The following is an 18451-nucleotide window of genomic DNA, read 5'->3' on the forward strand; positions in this document are numbered from 1 at the left end:
CCTCCCTGCTCGGTTCGACGCGTCCCCCACGGCTCGGGCGAGCATGCGTCGAAGGCCTGTCCAGTCAAGCGTTCACCGGCGCCGCCACCCGCGCCTCACCCGGCGCGGGTGAAGAACGGGAGCGGGGTCCGGTGCCGTACATCGCAAGGCGGAGGGGCACGCCGCAGGCGGAGGGGCGCGCCGCAAAGCGGAGGGGCGCGCCACGGCGGCGCCACGGGAGCACCTCCCTGTCCGAGCGAAGCCGGGGGCTCTGGGAGGGAGCTGTCGGCAACGCCGCGAGGTGCGGTGCCTGGTCCGGCGAGCCGGGCCGGATCCGAACGAGGGACGCTAGTAGTGGCGTACCGCCGAGATCAGCCCGCCCGGGCCCTCGTCCTGCTGCGGCGGGGTGGTGACCGGGCGGCCGTAGGCGGCGGCGCGGTCGCGCAGGGTGAAGGCCTCCGCGTCCCAGCCCAGGCCGGAGAGCCAGCCCACCGGGTCCTCGGGCATCTCCGAGACCCACATGGAGGCCGCCGAGCCCGGTGCGGCGTCGTCGGCGAAGCGTGCGATCACACCGCGCGGCCCCAGGGTCAGGCCCATCCTGCTGCCCTTCGCGGACAGCCCGCCGACCCGGTCGAGGAGCAGTTCCACCGCGTCCTCGGGCAGGTAGATCAGCAGTCCCTCGGCGATCCACACCGTCGGCAGTGCCGGGTCGTGTCCGGCGGCGGCCAGCGCGCCAGGCCAGTCCTCGCGGAGGTCCACCGCGACGGTGATCCGCTCACAACCGGGTTTGGCGCCCTCCTGGCGCAGCACCGATGCCTTGAAGCCCAGCGGCTCGGCCGTGTCGACCTCGAAGAGCCTGGTGCCCGCGGGCCAGACCATCCGGAAGGCCCTGCTGTCCATTCCGGCGCCGAGCAGAACCACCTGCCGGACACCGGCCTCGGTGGCCCGGTCCAGCACGTCGTCCAGGAACCTGGTCCTGATGACGATCGAGGTGGCCACCCCGAGCCGGCGCCGCCTCTGGGCTTCGTCACCGCGCCCGGGCAGCGGTGAACCCGGGCCGACTCCCCCGGCTGCGGCGAAGGCGAGCGCCAGCGGATCCCGGAACAGCGGGTCCTCCCGAGCTGTCTCCAGGGCCCTCACCCGGGCCACGCCCACAGCCGTCGCCCACACACCGGACGGCTCGGCCCGTCCCCGTGCCTCAGTCATGCGGGCAGCCTAACCCGCACGGCCCAGCCGTCTCGCCCGGTGGCAGCCGCGGTCGGTCGGCGGGCATGCGACGGCACCTGCGAGTCGGCCACCAGTGCCCCGCCGGCCGGCACACCGCGTCATTCCGGAGGGATGTGAAACTCGAATTCGGGACGGTCCCACGGCACGGCGGGCGGGTTCGCGAACGCGGTTCCGGTCCGCACCGCACCGACGCGGTGGTAGAAGTCCTCGGCGGTAACGTGCGACACGACCTTGAGACGACTGATCCCGGCCGCACGGGCCTGTGAGCACATGTGCGCGACGAGCAGCCGTCCGATACCCCGTCCCTGCACTTCGTCAGCGACGAACAGCAGGTCGAGTTCCGGTGGAGCGAGGACGAGCGAGTAGAACCCGAGGACCCGGTCACCGTGCTCGTCGGCGCAGACGGCCACGAAAACGCGATGAGCCTCGATGTAATCAGGACCGACCCGGTAGCCCGCGACCGCGGCCGCGTACTTGCCCCTGTAGGCGCCTGAGCCGCGCACCAGCCGCGTGAGACGCTTGGCGTCCCGCGCGACGGCCCTCCGAATCGTGATCGGCCGGCTGACCGGGGAAGTGCGTGAACCCATCGGATGAGTATCCCGCACCGAGGAGCCCCTCTCTGCGGCGGATCAGCGGCGGCCGGCACGAACGGGGAGCCGGAGGCGGGGCTACCGGCGTGTGCCTTCTACTGCAATCGCGCCCGCCCGCGCTGTCGCCACGCGTTGTCACAAGCACGCTGTCCGCTGCGCGGCGACCGTGCCGCCCCTGGCCATCGACGCACGGTCACGTCGCTGTCGCGCGCGTCATCCCGTAGGTGTTCACACCACCTCCGGCGCGGCACTCCGGTGCCCGAAGTCGACCGGTCGGCCCGGGGGTTCCGGTGCAACGGGCCTGCTCGCTCAGCCGTGCATCGCCACGCGGTACAGGGTCGCGAGCGCGTCGTCGATGGGGTGGGGCCGCGGCCTGCCGGAGGGGTCGAGGGTGTTCCACCTCTGCAGGTTCACCGCGACGGACATCTGCCGCTTGCCGTCGGCGCGGGTCATGGACAGCGCTCCACCTCCCCACACCGTGCCGCCGTGGCCCCAGAAGGTGCCCTGACCGGGAACCTCCATCGGGTGCAGACCGAGGCCGTAGTCGATCGTCTTCCCCTCCTGGGAGACGACCGGGACGGTGCGCTGCATCTGCGCCAGCGACGACGGACCGACGATCTTCCCGGTCAGCAGCATGCCGAAGAAGCGGTTGAGGTCCGTGACGGTCGATATCAGCGAGGCCGACGGCCCCACCCATGACATGTCGTAGACGCTGTAGTCGCGCGGCGGGTCGATCATGCCGAACCACGACTCGTAGAGCTGCGAGTGCGGCCCGCTGACATACGGCCCGGTGGGGAGCTCGGTGTCCGGGAGCCCGGCGCGCTCGATGACGTTCCGGGTGATGCAGTGCTCGGCCGTCTCTCCGGTGACCTCTTCCAGGAGTTGGACGAGGAGCAGGTAGTTGGTGTTGGAGTACACCCCCGGAGTACCGCCCGGGGTACCGACGGCAGGGGCGGTGACTCCCATCCCGATCAGTTCCACGGGGTCGAACCGGGTGAGCCGGTGGTCGTCCAGGCTCTGCGGTCCCGTCTCCGCGAGGGCAGGGAACGCCTTGAGGGAGGAATAGGCGTACGGGAGGTACTCGGCGAGGCCGCTGGTGTGGTTGATGAGCATCCGGACCGTGATCGCGTCGCCGCGTTCCGCGGGAACCAGCCGCGGAAGGTACCGGCCGATCGGTGTGTCGAGACCGATCCGACCGCTCTCGACCTGTTGCAGAACCGCGGCGGCGGTGAACGTCTTGGTGATGCTGCCGACGCGGTGCCGCATGTCGGCGGTGACGGGACGGCCGGTGTCGACATCGGCGACCCCGGCGGCGCCGCGCCAGACCTGGTCGCCGTCCCGCACCTCGGCGAACAGGCCCGGCATCCCGGCGCGGTGGACGTTCTCGATGGCTGCGTTCAGTGCCGCGTGATCCGGTGAGTGCTTCATGTCATGCGTCCTTCCGTGTTCGCCGGGCGAGCGCCGCAACGGTCGCCCACCCCGGGACAACAGGCACGAGGGGCGTGCCGGCCCGCCGGCATCCCCAGAACCCATTATGCACGCGGTGCGTGCAACAGTGAGTGCATGAGTTAGGCTGAGGTCCGGCGAGAGGGGCGGCATGGCAGGCCGAAGGCGTTGGTCGACCGAAGAGATCCTGGACGCGGCGGCGGAGCTGCTGCGCACGGGCGACGCCGACTCGTTCAGCGTGCGCAAGCTGGCCGCGGTCCTCGGGACCGATTCCTCCAGTCTCTACCGGCACTTCCGCAGCAAGACGGAACTGCTGCGCGCGGTCGCCGACCGGATTCTTCTGGCCGCGATGGACGCGTACCGCCCCGAAGGCGACTGGAAGCAGCGCATCACCTCCCTCGCCCTGCAGGTGAGAGAGGCGTTCGGGCAGCAGCCCCAGCTCGCGACGGTCTGGGGACGCTACGCGTCGAGCGGCACCGGATCCCGGATGATCATGGAAGAGGTGCTGCAGGCCCTGCGCGCCTCGGGCCTGCCCGACGACGAGATCCCGGCCCGCTACCACCGGATCGCGGTTCTCATCGCCGCACTGATCGCCTCCGAGGCCGGGGTCAGCACCGTCACCCCCGGTGAGCACGAACAAGGCATGGAGCTGTTCCGCGTGGCGGTTCTGGGCGCCGACCCCGAACGCTTCCCGGCCCTGGCCCACTTCGCCCGCGACGTCCGTCCCCTCGGGGCGGACCGCCGCGCCGCGTTCGAAGAGATCCTCACCGCCCAACTCACCCACATCGAGGCCACGACCCGTCCGAGCCGGCAGACCGGCCCGGGAGAGTCGGCAAGCGATGACGGGTCAGGTACTGCCGAAGCGGCCGGTTGACGTCCTCGTCGATGCCCGCTGCCACAGGTTGCGCGGCTCGCGGAGGCGGACCGGCCTCCCGGTCCCGACGGCGCCATACCGACGCTCGGCCGTCTCCCGGCCCCCGTCCTGGGCGAGCCCCCCGCGGTCAGGACCAGACAGCGGAGAGGCTTCGGTGCGGTGCGAAGTGACTGCCCGGTCCCGGCGCCGTCCGGTGGCGGTCACCGCTCACCCCCACCGGAGTTCAGCCGCCGGATGTACCCGGCCTGATCCGCGAGGAAGCCTCCGGTATACAGCCGGCGCGGCGCGAAGACCGCGGTCGCCGTCAGCCGCCAGTCCGAGTCCTCCACATCATGGTCGACCAGGGAATGGGTGGCGCCCGGATAGTGCGCGACGCTCAAGGCCGCCTCCGGCAGCACGTCCCGGTAGACGGCTTCGGTGTCGGCGACGTCCACATTGACGTCGCGGCCGGCCAGCACCAGCAGCAGCGGCGTGCCGCGCATGGCTCGCAGGTCGGCGGTCGCATCCGACCGGTAGTTCTTGGCGATGAACGCCCACCGTGCCGCCGTCATGCCCTCCGCGTCACCGACCGCGGCCCGGTATTCGGCAAAGGAAGCTCCCTTCCGCAACAGGCCCAGGGTAATGTCGCGCCGACGCAGCGCCGCCTCTCTCCGCGCCGCGCTCACGCCGTCCCGGTCCAGCTCGGCGAGAAGGTTGTAGCGGCCCTGCCGCAGCCAGTTGACGGCCGGGGAGACGGCGATGACGAATTGCAGCCGCCGGTCTCGCGCCGCGGCTTTGGGCAGCACCCAGCCCGCCTGGCTCGCTCCCCACAGGCCGATACGGCGGCCGTCGACGTCAGGCCGGCCGCGGGCCCACCTCACGGCGGCCAGCGTCTCCTCGGCCCGGTCGTCCATGCTCTGCTCCAGCCAGTCCCCCTCCGAGCCGCCGACGCCGGGCTTGCTGAACGAAAGCGACGCGTACCCGGCGCGGGCGAAGGACTCCCACAGCGGCCGGTAGAACGTCTCGTGCGTCGCATCGACCGGCCCGTCGCCGTGGACGAACACCACCAGGCCGAACGGTCCGGTACCCCGGGTGGGCAGGGCCAGGACTCCCCTGAGCACCTTCCCGTCGTGCCGCATCGAGACCTTCTCCTCGCGCAGCCGGTAGGTGTTCTGCCACACCGCCACCCCGGCGAGTCCCGCGGTCATCACCAGGGCCCCTGTCAGCGTCCACACCGTCCAGCGCCATCCGCGCCGCTTCGGCATCCGCCATCTCGCGAGCACCGCTCACCCCCGAATCGATCGCATCACAAACGTTCGTTGCTATGATGAACGTATCGGATGCGACAACTCAAGGGACAACACAGGGTGACCCCCAACGACGAAGGAGGCGGCGTGGAGGCGGCAGCGGGCAGGGACCTGACGGCGAGAGGCAGCGGGCCGGTGGTGCGCCGGGGCATCCCCCACGGCGGTGAGGACCAGGTGGCGGCCCTCTACTGGGAGGCGTTCGGCCGCAAGCTCGCCCCGGCACTCGGTCCGCCCGAGAAGGGGCGCGCGTTCATCGCCGCCCACCTCCACCATGACCGGGGTGTCGTCGCGCTCGCCGGCGACCGTGTGACGGGCGTAGCCGGCTACCGGCTCGGCGGCCGGGCCCTGACCGGCGGCGGCGTGAGAGATGTCCTGTCCGCCTACGGCCTGTTCCGTGGCCTGCCCCGGCTGGCGGCCCTCGCCCTGTTCGAACGCGCCCCCGCCCCGGACGAACTCGTCATGGACGGGATCGCCGTCGACGCGACCCACCGCGGCCAGGGCGTCGGCAGCCTCCTCCTCGCCGAGATCGTCGCCGTCGCCGTCCACCACGGCTGCCGCCGCGTCCGCCTGGACGTCATCGACACCAACCCCCGCGCCCGGGCACTGTACGAGCGGCACGGCTTCACCGCCCACCGCACCGAGCGGACCCCCTACCTGCGAGGCCTGATGGGTTTCGGTGCGGTCACCACGATGCGCCGCCCGGTCACCACGGCGGACGCGACCGATGAACGGAAGGCGCGATGACCGACAGCACGCATGCCGGTGGCCGGGCCGGGCGGCCGGAGATCCCCACCCGGCTCGTCGTCCACGCCCTCGTCCGAACGGACGGCACCGTGGACGCCGACCAGCTGTACACCGTCGCCGGCCTGCTCGGCATGAGCGACCAGCAGATCAGGCTCTGCGTGAAACGACTCGTGGCCGAGGGCCGCTTCACCCAGGAAGGGCGCGGCCGCAAGGCCACACTCCGCGCCCTGGCCGAAGTCACCGGATCGCTCGCACCCGACGCGGCCTACGTCCGCCACGCCTACCGGCAGGACGCCGGACTCGCCCCCTGGGACGGCACCTGGCACCTGTTCGCCTTCGCCGTCCCCGAAGCGCGCCGCACCGCCCGCGACGCACTGCGCGAGCGCCTGCTCCACCTCGGCGCCGCACCGGTCCAGAACGGCCTGTACGTCACCGCCAACTCCGTCACCGAGGTCGTCGAGGCGCACGCCCGCCATCTCGGCGTCATCGACACCCTCACTCGCCTCACCACGACAGACCTGCGGATCGGCGACATCGCCGAACCCCGCGCGCTGGCCGCCGCCCTGTGGCCGCTCGCCGACATCGCGCAGCGGCACGACCGCCTCGCGGCCTTCGCCGAGACCTGTCTGGCCGAGCTCGCCGAGGGAGGACTCTCCGGCGCCGGGCGACTCACCATGGCCGTCGAACTCGCCGCACAGTTCACCACGGCCATGGAGCCCGATCCCCTCCTGCCGCCGGAACTCCTGCCCCGGCCCTGGCCCGGAACGCGCGCCCGCAGGCTGGCAGCCGCCTGCTGGAACCACCTGCGCGAGAACCACCCGCCAGGCGACACCCACACCCCTGCCGTGTTCGCCCTCTACTCCGACACCATGGCCCCAGCACAGGACCAGGCTCCCCTGTAGGGGGCGGACGGTGTCCGGCTCGGTCGAGAGCGCGCGGCGGCGTGTCCGTCCGCTCCCTGAGTGGTTCACCGGCGCGTCACCGGTGCGACGGGCGCGCGTGGGCCCGCGTCTGCAACCCTGGTCGTGAGGAGTGGTACCCCATGACCGGTACGAGCGCCGAGCGGAGCCCCGGCTTCACCTATGCCGTCCTGCGCGATCTGGGCGCCGGGGTCTTCACCATGGACTCAGCCGGTCTGATCACGTACGTCAATCCGTGGGCGGAGGGTCTGCTGGGCCGGCCGGCAGCGCGGATGCTGGGGCACAACGCGCATGATCTGCTCCACCGCAGCCCTGACGGCAGCCTGGTTCCCCGTGAGCAGTGCCTGATGCGGACTCCGCTGACCGGCAGCCGCGACGCCTCGACGGGAAGCGAGGAGTACTTCCTGCGCGGTGACGGCACCCTCCTGCCGATCATCTGGTCGGCGACGGCGCTCGTGCTGCCCGGGAGGCCGGACGGCTTGGTGATCGTCTTCAGCGATTTCAGCCCGCACCGCGACGCCGAGGAGCGGACGATCGCCTACACGGCAGCTCTGGAGGCACTCACCGGCCGGCTGAATCTCCTTGCCGACGTCTCCTCGGTGCTCATGTCCCACAACATGGACGCGACTGCCGCAGCGCGGAGACTGCTTTCGCTCCTGGTACCGGAACTCGGTGACTGGGCCGCCGTCGACCTCTTCGACGCCGGGGCCGGCATCCTGCAGCGTGTCGCCGTGCGCAGCCACACCCGTCCCGGTGCCTCCAGACGGCTGACGGGACCACTGCCGCAGTCCGCGGCCCAGTTTCCGCCAGAGTTCATCCGCGGCGACGATCCCGTCCTGCTCCGTGCCCCCGCCACAGGGGAAGCGGGAACGCCGCCTGCGGCCGATCACCGGATCCTGTTCGAGCGGCTCGGCGGCCGCTGGGCCACCGCGGTGCCGATCCGGTCCCGTCGGCAGTACTACGGCATCCTGACCGTGGCACCGTCCGAGGATTCACATCCGCCCGCCGAGGCCGAAAGGCGGCTGCTCGCCGACATCGGGCGCCGGCTGGCGCTGGTGCTGGACAACAGCCGGCTCTATCACGAGCAGCGCAACGTCGCGGAGACCATGCAACGCCAGCTCCTGGCACCACTGCCACAGGTCGACCACCTGCGGATGGCCGCCCGCTATCTGCCGGCGCAGCGCACCATGGAGGTCGGCGGCGACTGGTACGACGCCTTCCTGCTCGCCGACGGCGTGATGGCCCTGGTGATCGGAGACGTCGTGGGCCACGATCTGCAGGCCGCGGCCCACATGGCCGAGGTACGCAACATGCTGCGCGCTCTCGCCTGGACCCACGTGGAGCCACCCAGCATGATCATGCGCCGGCTGGACGAGGCGGTGACCAACACCAGCGACGCGCCGATGGCCACGCTGATCTTCGCCCGCATCGAAGGCGAGGAAGGAGGACCCTGGCGGCTGCACTGGGTCAACGCCGGCCACCCCCCGCCGCTGCTGATCACACCTGACGGGGCGACACGCTTCCTCACCCGTGGGCACGGACCGCTCATCGGCATGAGCGCCACCATGCACCTGGGTCTGACCTGGCCGGACGCGTACGAGAATCTTCCCGCGGAGAGCACTCTGCTCTTCTACACCGACGGCCTCGTCGAGAGCCGGGACCGCCCCATCGACGCTGGTATGGCCAAACTCCGCCACCACGCCTCCGTCCTGGCCCAGCGACTGCGCGCCCGAACCGTCGACGACTTTTGCGACCAGATCCTGCAACGCCTTGATCCCCGCGGCGACGACACCGCCCTGCTCGCCCTGCGCCTGCCTCCCGCCGGGGCCGGGACCCCCGACGACCACAGCCCGCCACCACCGGACCAGAACGCCCACAGCCCCGCCGCCCCGGAGAGAGCCGCCCCCGGCTCACTGCAGGAACAGGCGCCCGTGCAGGACCCCACACATGACGCGCGCGAAGCACTGCACCCCCCGGACGGACCCGACGCATAGGACGTGCGCGACGGTCGATCGCCGGCCGGCGGATGTCCCGCGTGCATGCACGGTCAGGCTCGGCGCCACCCCGGCTCACGGACGCACCCCGCCCACCCCTGCGCAGAGGGCGGCCGCAGAAACGTGCCTCCCGTGTCCACCGGCCTCCCCCGGGCCTCCCTCCTCCGAACCCCTCCTCCCCCGTGCGGGAACCCCCTCCCGTGCGGGGGCGTTGACACGGGTTGCGGGGAGGGGTGAGGAAGGTACGACTGTGACGCAGAGACACTCGCGGGATCCCTGGCGGCTCCTGCTGGTCGAGGACGACCGGGAACTGGTCGACATGCTCTCCGGCATACTGCGGGACGAGGGGTACGCGGTCGACGTCGCGACCGACGGCCAGAGAGGCCTGCATCTCGGACTCTCCCGGCAGTACGACGTGCTCGTCGTCGACCGGCGCCTGCCGGTACTCGACGGCCTCGACCTTTTGAGCAGGTTACGATCCCGCGCCGTCCGGACGCCCGTACTGCTGCTGACCGCGATGGGGACGGTGCACGACCGGGTCGACGGACTGGACGCCGGCGCCGACGACTACCTCGTCAAGCCGTTCGAGCTGGACGAACTGAGCGCCCGATTAAGGGCGTTGTGCCGACGGGCGCTCGACGCCACCGACGTCCTCAGGATCGGGTCGGGACACCTGCACGTCGGCCGCCGGGAGGTCGAGCTGGCCAGTGGCGAGCAGGTCGCCCTCGCCGCCCGGGAGTTCGCGTTGCTGTGGGCGCTCGCCTCACGTCCCGCGGCCGTGCACTCGCGGGCGGAGCTGCGCCGGCTGGTGTTCCAGGAGGCGCCCGCGTCGTCCATCGTCGACACCTACGTCTACTACCTGCGCCGCAAGCTGGGCCGGCAGGTCGTGCGCACGGTCCGGGGTCTCGGATACCGCCTGGGGGCGCTGTGAGTCCGCCGGCGTCCACCGAGTGGGCGGCGGTGCGCCGGGCGCGTCTGCGGATCACCGTGATCACCGGGGCGATCATCACGCTGCTGATCACGGCCGTGGGGGGCGTCGCGCACACGGTGATGGTGCACGCCCAGAACGACCAGGTGTGGCGTGAGCTGCGCTACGGCGCGGGGTACGGCGATCTGACCAGCCCTCCGGTGTGCACCTGGCTCTACGCGCCCGGCGTGGCCCCCCTGCCCAACGCCCCGGACGGATTCCCGTTGCGCGTCGACGTGGACCGGGTGCGCGAGACCCGGGAAGCCGTGGAGCGCACCCTGCGGCGCGACGGCACGGTCTATCTGGTGCGCACCCAGCTCCGGGCGGACGGGGACGTGGTGCAGGCGGTGTTCGACATGCGCTTCCAGCTGGCCGACCGCGACCATCTGTGGTTCGCGCTGGCCGTCGGCGAAGTGGTGGGGCTGCTGGCCGCGGCCGTCACCGGGGCGGTCCTCGGACGGCGGGCCGTGGCCCCGCTGGCGGAAGCCCTCACCCGGCAGGAGCGGTTCGTCACGGACGCCAGTCACGAACTGCGCACACCGATCACCCAGGTGTACACGCGCGCGCAGGTGCTGGCCCGGCAGGCGGCCGCCCAGGAGATGCCGGACCCGCATCGCGACGGGCTGGCCCGGCTGGCCGATTCGGCCGGCCGGCTCGGCGAGGTACTCGACGACCTGCTGCTGTCGGCGAGCCTCGCGGCGGATCCGGAGCGGCCGTCGGAGCGCCGACCGGTCGATCTGGTCGCGCTGGCCCGGTCGGTGGTGGCCGAGGAGTCGGAGCGGGCGCGGGCCCGCCGCCTCACCGTCGTCGTGGACGGCCCACCGCATCCCCTCGTCGTCGACGGCATAGAGTCCGCGCTGCGCCGTGCCGTCGGTGAGCTGCTGTCCAACGCGATCAGCCACACCCCGGACGGGGGGCGGGTCGAGGTGACCCTGTCGCGCTCCGCCGGTCTGGTCGGGCTGACCGTCACGGACACCGGGCCCGGTTTCGACCCCGCCACGGTCGACCAGCTGTTCCAGAGGTTCCACCGCGGCAGCGGCGACAGCGACCGCGGACGCTACGGGCTGGGGCTCGCGCTGCTGCGCGAGGTCGTCACGCGCCACCGGGGCACGGTCGCCGCCACCGGACGTCCGGGCCACGGCGCCCGGTTCACCATCCGGCTGCCGGAGTACGCGCCCACCGCACCGGACCGGGCGCGTCCGCTCACCGCGGCTCATGCGTGGCGAGCAGTCGGGCCGCGGCGCGGACGTCCGCGTCCAGCGGACGGTCCGGCTCGACCGGAGGAATGATCTCGACGAGGGCGTCGAGGAGTTCCGCGCACCGGGGCGCGGTGGGGCGGCGGGCGCCGACGTGGACGGCCTGGCGCAGACCGAGCGCGAGCGATCCGCACAGCAGGCCGAGCAGCTCCGCCATGTCGTAGGAGCGCAGGGCGGCCTGCGTGCCGAACGGTACGACGTCCTGGTTGTGCAGGTTCGTCGGCAGGCTCTGCATGCTCGCCGGGGTCGCGTTCCGGCGGATCTCCGCCACGAACGCGGTGCCGGCCAGCTGCACGCCCTGGAGTCCGTGCTGCTGCCCCGGCTCGGTGGCGAGCATCGGCGGCAGCCCACCGTTGCGTGCCGGGTCCGTCAGCAGGTCGAGCTGGCGCTCGGCGAGATTGCCGAGCTGGGCGGTGACGGAGGCGAGCAGGTCGGCGGCGAACGCGGCGGGCTGCCCGAAGAAGTTCCCGCCGTGCACCACCTTTCCCTTCCCCGTCTCGTCGTCGGGGAAGAACAGCGGGTTGTCGCTGATGCCGCCGAGATCAGCGGCGACCACGCCGTCGACGTAGCGCAACGCGTCCTCGGCGGCGCCGAGCAGCTGCGGGGCGCACCGGATGCTGTACGGCTCCTGGAGCGGCCGCGTTCCGGAGGGGGTGAGGCCGGTGAGCGTCCCCCGCATGCGCGCGCCGACGGCGACCGCGCCGGGGTGGCCGTACACGCGCAGCAGGTCCGCGTCGAGGAAGCCGGGGTCGCAGCCGAGGAGGTCGGCCAGAAGGCAGGTGAGCGCGGCCAGCGAGCGGTGCGCCGCGCGGACGGTGTCGTGGGCCAGGGCCGTGGCCGCGGTGGTGACGGAGGTGCCGTTGACGAGGGCGAGCGCGTCGCGGCCGTTCAGGGCGAGTGGGCGCAGCCCGGCGGCGGTCAGCGCCTCGTCGGCCGGCATGCGGCGGCCGTCCAGGTAGGCGTGCCCCCGGCCGCGCAGCGCCTGGGTGGCGTAGGCGAGCGGGATGAGGTCGCCGCTCGCCCCGACGGAGCCGTAGCGGGGGACGGCGGGCGAGAAGGTCGTGGCCAACATCGCGGCGAGCCGGTCGACGACCTCGGCGGACACACCGGACGCGCCCTGGGCGAGGGACCACGTGCGCAGCAGGAGGGCGGCGCGGCAGACGTCGTGCGGCAGGTCGGGGCCCTGGCCGGCTCCGAGGTGGGCCAGGGTGTTGTCGCACTGGTCCGCCTCGTCGGGTCGGCCGGCGTAGCCCACGAGTGCGCCGAATCCGGTGGTGGCGCCGTAGATCCGAGGGGTTTGGCCGTCGCCGTCGCCGTGCCGCAGGCCGTGGAAGAAGCGGCGGCCGCGCTCCAGTCGCGCCCGGGCCTCGTCGTCCACGGTGACGGTGAGCGGGGCCGCCGCGCGGCGCAGGGCGGCGGAGTCCGGGGGGCCGGTGAGGGAGACGGCGTTCGTGGTGGTGGGCACGTGGCGAAACGTAGGCGGTGAATCTCAGAGCGCTCTGAAATCCACTGGCTAGCTTCCGGACCATGACCCATGACTATCTGATCATCGGCGCGGGACCTGCCGGGCTGCAGCTCGCCGCCCTTCTGGAGCGGGACGGCGCGGACTATGTCGTTCTGGAGCGTGGCAGTGGTCCGGGTACGTTCTTCACGCGGTTCCCCCGGCACCGCTACCTGATCTCGAACAACAAGGTGCACACGGGGTACGACGATCCGGAGCTGCGGCTGCGGATGGACTGGAACTCCCTGCTCAGCGACGACCCGGAGCTGCTGTTCACCCGTTACAGCCCCCGCTACTTCCCGCCGGCCGACGACCTGGTGCGCTATCTGACGGACTTCGCCTCCCGGACCGGCGTGCGTGTGCGGTACGACACCGCCGTCGAGAAGGTCTCCCGTGACGCCGGGGGCTTCGCCGTCACCGACCACACGGGAACGGCATGGCGGGCACGGCATCTGGTGGTCGCCACCGGGATGCCCGTGCCGAACCTGCCATCGGTCCCGGGCGTCGAACTGGCCGAACGCTACGACACGATCGACACCGATCCGCGGTCCTTCACCGATCAGCGCGTGCTCATCATCGGCCGGGGCAACTCCGCCTTCGAGACCGCCGAGAACCTGATGGAGACGGCCGCCGTCATCCACGTCGTCGGCTCCGGCTCGCTGCAGATGGCCTGGCGGACGCACTACGTGGGCCATCTGCGCGCGGTCTACAACAACTTCCTGGACAGCTACCAGCTGAAGTCGCAGAACGCCCTCCTCGACGGCCGGGTCCTCGCCATCGAACGGGGGCCGGACGGCTACCGCGTGCGGGTCTCCTTCGAGCGGGTCGACGAGGTGGTCAAGGAGATCCGCTACGACCGGGTGATCGTCGCGACCGGCTTCCGGTTCGACGGCTCGATCTTCGACGAGACCTGCGCGCCGGACCTGATGATCAACGACCGTTTCCCGGCGCTGACGCCGCTCGGCGAGTCGGTCAACGTGCCCGGCCTGTACTTCGCGGGGACGCTGATGCAGGGCCGTGACTTCCGGAAGGCCACGACCGGCTTCATCCACGGCTTCCGTTACGCGGTGCGGGCGCTGCACCGCGGGCTGCGGCAGCGCCACGCCCAGGTGCCCTGGCCGACGTCGGAGCTCGGGGCGGCGACGGAGCGGGCCGTCGACGCGGTGATCACCCGCGTCAACCGGTCCTCCGCGCTGTGGCAGCAGTTCGCCGTCCTCGGCGACCTGCTGCTGCTCGCCCCGGACGGCACACTGCGCTACGCGGAGGAGGTGCCCGTGGCCCACGTGCCGGGCGCCGTGCGCGCCGGGGACTTCGGCGAGGTGGCGGCCCACGCGGTGATCACGCTGGAGTACGGGGAGGACCACGACCGGGTGGACCCCTTCGACGTCTCCGCGGGCCGCAAGTCCCAGCAGGACGTGTCGGGTCTGGACGGCCGCTATCTGCATCCGGTCGTGCGCTGGTACCGCGACGGCGAGTTCGTCGCCGAGCACCACCTCACCGAGAACCTGGAGAACGAGTGGGACAGCGAGGAGGTCCACCGCGCCCCGCTGGAGGCCTTCCTCACCGCGCACCGCGGCCCGGCCGCCACGGTGGCGCCGTGACGCTCCGCGAACTGCACGACAGCGCACGCGAGACGCTGGATCCGGTCGTCCACGACTACGTGGCGGGCGGCGCGGGCGAGGAACGCGTCCTCGCCGACAACGAGCGGGCGTTCGACCGGTACGCGCTGCTGCCCAGGGTGCTGCGCGGCAGCGGGACGCGGGACACCGCCGTCGATCTGCCGGGCGCCCGGCGGACGGCGCCGGTGTTCGTCGCACCCACCGCCTTCCACCGGCTGGTGCACCCGGACGGCGAGCGGGCCACGGCCCGTGCCGCCGCGGCCGAGGGCGCCGTCCTGGTGACGGGGACGGCCGCGACCACCGCGGTGTCCGACGTCGTCGGCGCGGCGCGCGAGGCGGCCCCGGACCCGGCCGTGTGGTTCCAGCTGTATCTGCACCCCCGCGAGGAGGTGACCGCGGCCCTCGTCCGGCGTGCCGAGGACGCGGGCTGCACGGCACTGGTCGTCACCGTCGACTCGCCGGTGTTCGGCCGGCACGCCAGGGACCTGCGCAACGGGTTCACCGACCTGCCGCCCGGATACGCCGCGGAGAACATGCGCGACCTGCCCGGCGCCCCGCCGGGCGGCCTCACCGACATCCCCATGTCCCCGGAGGTCCGCTGGCAGGACCTCGCGCAGGCCGTGCGCGGTACCGCGCTTCCCGTGCTGGTCAAAGGGGTGCTGCACCCGGACGACGCGCGGCTGGCCGTCGAGCACGGCGCGGCCGGGGTGATCGTCTCCAACCACGGGGGCCGCCAGTGCGACGCGGTCCCGGCGGCCGTGGACTGCCTGCCGGCGATCGCCGGCGTGGTCGCGGGCCGGGTGCCGGTCCTGCTCGACGGAGGGGTGCGCCGGGGCAGCGATGCCGCGGTGGCGCTCGCGCTGGGCGCGAGCGCCGTCGGCGTCGGACGCCCCGTGGTGTGGGGTCTGGCCGCCGGGGGCGAGGCGGGGGTGCGGCGGGTCCTGGCGACACTGCGCGAAGAGTACGACCACACGCTCGCCCTGTGCGGCGGGCGCCGGAACGCCGATCTGACGGCAGACATGGTCGTGCGGAAGGGCGGGACGTGGTGAGGGGCCGGACGGAGACGTGGTGGCTGCCGCGCTCCGTGGTGGCGCTGCGCGTACGCATCTTCGAGAAGGTCAACGGCGACCGGGTGGTGACCCTGCCCAACGCCACCCACGGACCAAACGTGTTCGAGCGGGTCTACGCCCACCCGGCCGCGAACGGGCGGAGCGAGGGGGCGGGACTGTCCGACCTGTTCTGGTACTGGCTGGCGCCGGGACCGGAGGTGCACCAGGAACACCTCGAGCCGGGCGAGCGCTACGAGGACGTGGCCGCGGCCACGCGGCGCATCGTCGCCGGAAGCTCGGACGAGCTCACGGCGGCGGCCGCCCGCGCCGTCGCCGGTGTCCTGGACACACTGCCGGACACGCGCGTCAGTCTGGTACGGCTGCGGGACCTGGTGATGCCCGCCTGGGCCGCGTTCGCCTACGAGCTGGTCTTCAAGGAGCCGTGCCCGCCGCGGGCCCGGGACCTGATCACCGCTCACGCCGATGACGTGATCACCGCCCTGAAGTGCACCGGTCTGCGCCACCCGCGGCGCCGGGCCCGGCTGACGGCCTATCTGCGGGACCGGGTCGCGGCCGGCGACGTACCGCACCGCCTGCCGGCCTCCCTGTCGCTGCCGGAGCAGGTCCACTACCTTCAGGGAACCTTCTTCAACACGGCGGTCGTGCAGCTGTCCGAGGCGACCGCGCACGTCCTGCTCGCCCTCGCCCGCCACCCACGGGTGCAGCACCGCCTGGCGGCGGACCCCCAGGACGACCGGTACATGACGCAGGTACTCGACGAGACGATGCGGAGGTACCCGCTGTTCGGCATCGCCCACCGCATCACCACGGGTGAGATCGTCCTCGACGAGGAGACTGCGCTGCCGGCCGGTTCCGTGGTCTGCTTCAGCTACCCCGACTACCACGCCACCGGATACGAACGGCCCGACGTGTTCGACCCGGACCGCTGGACGCGCCTGGCCGCCAAGGACGCGCATCACATCCCGTACGGCGTGGCGAAGAACCGTCCCTGTCCGGCCTGGCGGCTCTCTCCGCTCGTGCTGCGCGCCGCGGTCCGCGAGGTCCTCGGCAGATTCCAGCTGGACTCGACGGCCTCGCACACCCGCTCCATCCCGCACCGGGCGCCCTGTCTGCTGATTCCGCGCGGGGTGCCCCCGAACCCCCGGCGCCTGAACGCGTTGCGGAGCTTCGTCCGGCTGCGGGACGGGGTGGAGGACGTCACCCGGGGCGTACGCCAGCTGGTGCTCGGCACGGTCATGGTGCTCCACGCCCGCCGACTGCGCCTGGCGGCCCGGTACTTCGACGAGCGGCGGACCGGCGGCTGTCCGGTCCCCCCTACGGAAAGAGGGAGCGGATGACGCCCGCCGGGCCCGGCCCCACGTTCGTTCCGGCGGCCCGCGAGGCGGGGAGGTGACCGTGCCCGCGCAGCCGGTGTCGCTCATCCCCCGGCCCCTGATGTTCTGGGCAGGCGTCGCCCTCACGTGCGCCGGTGTCGCCCAGCACGTATGGATGTTCGTCGACTCCGCGTCGATGGACTTCCACATGGCGATGATGGGGATGTCGTGGGTGATGTGGGCCGCCATGGCCGCCATCGTCGTGGGCGTGGCGCTCTCCGGGTTCTCGGTCGTGCAGCCTCCCGGGACGGGCCCCGCGGCCGCGCCCGCCCCGGCCCGCACGACCCGGGCGAGCCGGCGCCGTCTCATCGGCGTGCTGAGCTTCGCGCTGATGGTGGACCAGATGAAACCCGCCACCCTGGCGTTCATCCAGCCCGGCATGCGCGCCGAATTCGGCCTCGGTGCCGCCGAGATCGCCTGGCTGCCCACGGTGGCACTCAGCGGCACGGTACTGGGATCGCTCGTGGGAGGCCGCGCCGCGGACCGGATCGGGCGCAGGGCCACGATCCTCATCGCGTCCCTGCTGTTCCTCGGTACGACGGTGTGCGGCGCCATGCCGACCTTCGGCGGCGTCCTCGTCATGTGCGCGCTGATGGGGATGGCGGCCGGCGGCATGCTGCCCGTCGTCTACGCCCTGATGACCGAGAGCCTGCCGCCCGGCCGGCGCGCCGCCATCATGGTGCTCCAGGCCGGACTCACCACCACCGGCGGCTACATGGCTGCCGCCGGGCTGGCCGCGGTGCTCATCCCGCTGACCGGGTGGCGCGTGGCGTGGTTCGCCCAGCTTCCGCTGGTCCTGATCCTCATCGGACTGAACCGGTGGATCCCGGAGTCGGCCGCCTTCACCGCCCAGCGGTCACGGTCCGGGCGCGTCCCCGCCTCCACCCTGTTCAAGCACCCGCAGACGGCCAGGACACTGGTCGTCAGCGGCTACGCGCTCGCGTGGGGCGTCGTCTACTGGGGCTTCATCACCTTCCTGCCCAGCCAGTTGGAGGACTCGCACGAGCACGGCATGTCCGCCGCGACGCTGCTGTTCGTCTCGTCGCTGCTGTCCATCCCCACCTGCGTGGTGGCCGCGTGGCTCTACATGCGCTGGTCGGCGAGGGGCACCATGGTCGTCTACGCGGCTCTCACCGTCGTGGCCCTGCTCGCGCTGGCCGTCGTCGGCATGGACGGCGGACGGCCCGTTCTGCTGACCGCCGTGATGCTGCTGTTCGCCGGAACCGCCGGTGTCATCGCTCTCATCGGCCCCTACACGGCCGAGATCTATCCCTTGGCCATCCGGGGGACCGCCGGTGGCTGGGCCGCCGCGGTCGGCAAATCCGGCGGAGCCTTCGGCCCCCCTCTCGTCGCACTGATCCTCTCCGCGCCGGGTGGCATGCGCACCGCCGCGGTGCTCGTCGCGCTCCCGATGGCCCTGGCCGGGACCGCCGTCGCGCTTCGCGGGAGCAATCCGCGGGCCATGATCCCGCATCCCGAGGACGCCGCCCGGCTGGACGCCGAACTCGACGATCTCGTGCGCGGCGAGGCCGTTCCCGCGGCCGAGGGGACCACGACGGCGTCGCGGGCACCGGGCGAGGAGGGCGGCGAGACCCCATGAGCGGG

Annotated in this window: 15 protein-coding genes; 10 read left to right on the forward strand and 5 right to left on the reverse strand. The window is 72.5% G+C overall.

Translation table 11 applies throughout. The features are described from left to right. Positions 1 to 327: 327 nt before the first annotated feature. The 3 genes from ACFY93_RS29095 to ACFY93_RS29105 all read right to left on the reverse strand — a co-directional run bounded on the left by ACFY93_RS29095 (position 328) and on the right by ACFY93_RS29105 (position 3224). Positions 328 to 1185 carry an SAM-dependent methyltransferase gene (locus ACFY93_RS29095; RefSeq protein WP_391364459.1) on the reverse strand — a complete coding sequence of 286 codons (858 nt, stop codon included), beginning with the start codon at positions 1183 to 1185 and terminating at the stop codon, positions 328 to 330. Positions 1186 to 1304: 119 nt separating this feature from the next. Beyond that, positions 1305 to 1793 carry a GNAT family N-acetyltransferase gene (locus tag ACFY93_RS29100; protein WP_391364460.1) on the reverse strand — a complete coding sequence of 163 codons (489 nt, stop codon included), beginning with the start codon at positions 1791 to 1793 and terminating at the stop codon, positions 1305 to 1307. A gap of 312 nt (positions 1794 to 2105) precedes the next feature. Then, on the reverse strand, positions 2106 to 3224 hold the full coding sequence (locus tag ACFY93_RS29105) for a serine hydrolase (protein ID WP_391364462.1): 1119 nt from the start codon (positions 3222 to 3224) through the stop codon (positions 2106 to 2108). A gap of 169 nt (positions 3225 to 3393) precedes the next feature. Between ACFY93_RS29105 and ACFY93_RS29110 the strand changes: the two genes are divergently transcribed. Next, positions 3394 to 4116, forward strand: a complete 723-nt coding sequence (locus tag ACFY93_RS29110; RefSeq protein ID WP_391364464.1) for a TetR family transcriptional regulator — start codon at positions 3394 to 3396, stop codon at positions 4114 to 4116. A gap of 200 nt (positions 4117 to 4316) precedes the next feature. Here ACFY93_RS29110 and ACFY93_RS29115 read toward each other — a convergent pair whose 3' ends face one another. Further along, positions 4317 to 5360 (reverse strand): CocE/NonD family hydrolase, encoded by a 1044-nt coding sequence (locus ACFY93_RS29115; RefSeq protein WP_391364466.1) that lies wholly within the window; start codon positions 5358 to 5360, stop codon positions 4317 to 4319. A 192-nt stretch (positions 5361 to 5552) separates the two neighbouring features. Here ACFY93_RS29115 and ACFY93_RS29120 point away from each other — a divergent pair, with 192 nt between their 5' ends. The 5 genes from ACFY93_RS29120 (at position 5553) to ACFY93_RS29140 (ending at position 11316) form a co-directional block, all read left to right on the forward strand. Further along, complete coding sequence (locus ACFY93_RS29120) at positions 5553 to 6146, forward strand: GNAT family N-acetyltransferase (RefSeq protein WP_391364594.1); 594 nt, start codon at positions 5553 to 5555, stop codon at positions 6144 to 6146. Beyond that, positions 6143 to 7048, forward strand: a complete 906-nt coding sequence (locus tag ACFY93_RS29125; protein WP_391364468.1) for a PaaX family transcriptional regulator C-terminal domain-containing protein — start codon at positions 6143 to 6145, stop codon at positions 7046 to 7048. Before ACFY93_RS29120 ends, ACFY93_RS29125 begins: the two co-directional genes overlap by 4 nt. Before the next feature lie 140 nt (positions 7049 to 7188). Beyond that, positions 7189 to 9060, forward strand: coding sequence for a SpoIIE family protein phosphatase (locus ACFY93_RS29130; RefSeq protein WP_391364470.1), 1872 nt, complete (start codon positions 7189 to 7191; stop codon positions 9058 to 9060). Between the two features lie 250 nt (positions 9061 to 9310). Continuing rightward, positions 9311 to 9991, forward strand: coding sequence for a response regulator (locus ACFY93_RS29135; protein WP_391364471.1), 681 nt, complete (start codon positions 9311 to 9313; stop codon positions 9989 to 9991). Next, complete coding sequence (locus tag ACFY93_RS29140; protein WP_391364472.1) at positions 9988 to 11316, forward strand: ATP-binding protein; 1329 nt, start codon at positions 9988 to 9990, stop codon at positions 11314 to 11316. Before ACFY93_RS29135 ends, ACFY93_RS29140 begins: the two co-directional genes overlap by 4 nt. Here ACFY93_RS29140 and ACFY93_RS29145 read toward each other — a convergent pair. Next, positions 11231 to 12748 carry an aromatic amino acid lyase gene (locus ACFY93_RS29145; RefSeq protein ID WP_391364474.1) on the reverse strand — a complete coding sequence of 506 codons (1518 nt, stop codon included), beginning with the start codon at positions 12746 to 12748 and terminating at the stop codon, positions 11231 to 11233. The two genes, ACFY93_RS29140 and ACFY93_RS29145, sit on opposite strands and share 86 nt — an antisense overlap. Positions 12749 to 12810: 62 nt before the next feature. On the opposite strand from ACFY93_RS29145, the gene ACFY93_RS29150 reads away from it, so the two are divergent. Genes ACFY93_RS29150 through ACFY93_RS29165 form a run of 4 tightly spaced genes read left to right on the forward strand, consistent with a single transcriptional unit; the run spans position 12811 to position 18446 of the window. Further along, positions 12811 to 14385, forward strand: a complete 1575-nt coding sequence (locus ACFY93_RS29150) for an NAD(P)-binding domain-containing protein (protein WP_391364476.1) — start codon at positions 12811 to 12813, stop codon at positions 14383 to 14385. Further along, positions 14382 to 15452: an alpha-hydroxy-acid oxidizing protein gene (locus ACFY93_RS29155; protein WP_391364478.1), complete on the forward strand. Its 1071-nt coding sequence runs from the start codon at positions 14382 to 14384 to the stop codon at positions 15450 to 15452. Before ACFY93_RS29150 ends, ACFY93_RS29155 begins: the two co-directional genes overlap by 4 nt. Further along, positions 15446 to 16810, forward strand: coding sequence for a cytochrome P450 (locus ACFY93_RS29160; RefSeq protein ID WP_391364480.1), 1365 nt, complete (start codon positions 15446 to 15448; stop codon positions 16808 to 16810). Before ACFY93_RS29155 ends, ACFY93_RS29160 begins: the two co-directional genes overlap by 7 nt. 58 nt (positions 16811 to 16868) lie before the next feature. Then, positions 16869 to 18446, forward strand: a complete 1578-nt coding sequence (locus tag ACFY93_RS29165; RefSeq protein WP_391364482.1) for an MFS transporter — start codon at positions 16869 to 16871, stop codon at positions 18444 to 18446. Positions 18447 to 18451: the final 5 nt, after the last annotated feature.

This window comes from Streptomyces sp. NPDC008313 (assembly GCF_042956125.1).
Lineage (GTDB): Bacteria > Actinomycetota > Actinomycetes > Streptomycetales > Streptomycetaceae > Streptomyces.

Coding starts and splice junctions, on each gene's coding strand:
- ACFY93_RS29130 (WP_391364470.1), top strand. CDS start 7,189: ATGACCGGTACGAGCGCCGAGCGGAGCCCCGGCTTCACCTATGCCGTC.
- ACFY93_RS29110 (WP_391364464.1), top strand. CDS start 3,394: ATGGCAGGCCGAAGGCGTTGGTCGACCGAAGAGATCCTGGACGCGGCG.
- ACFY93_RS29100 (WP_391364460.1), bottom strand. CDS start 1,793: ATGGGTTCACGCACTTCCCCGGTCAGCCGGCCGATCACGATTCGGAGG.
- ACFY93_RS29105 (WP_391364462.1), bottom strand. CDS start 3,224: ATGAAGCACTCACCGGATCACGCGGCACTGAACGCAGCCATCGAGAAC.
- ACFY93_RS29115 (WP_391364466.1), bottom strand. CDS start 5,360: ATGCCGAAGCGGCGCGGATGGCGCTGGACGGTGTGGACGCTGACAGGG.
- ACFY93_RS29125 (WP_391364468.1), top strand. CDS start 6,143: ATGACCGACAGCACGCATGCCGGTGGCCGGGCCGGGCGGCCGGAGATC.
- ACFY93_RS29095 (WP_391364459.1), bottom strand. CDS start 1,185: ATGACTGAGGCACGGGGACGGGCCGAGCCGTCCGGTGTGTGGGCGACG.
- ACFY93_RS29150 (WP_391364476.1), top strand. CDS start 12,811: ATGACCCATGACTATCTGATCATCGGCGCGGGACCTGCCGGGCTGCAG.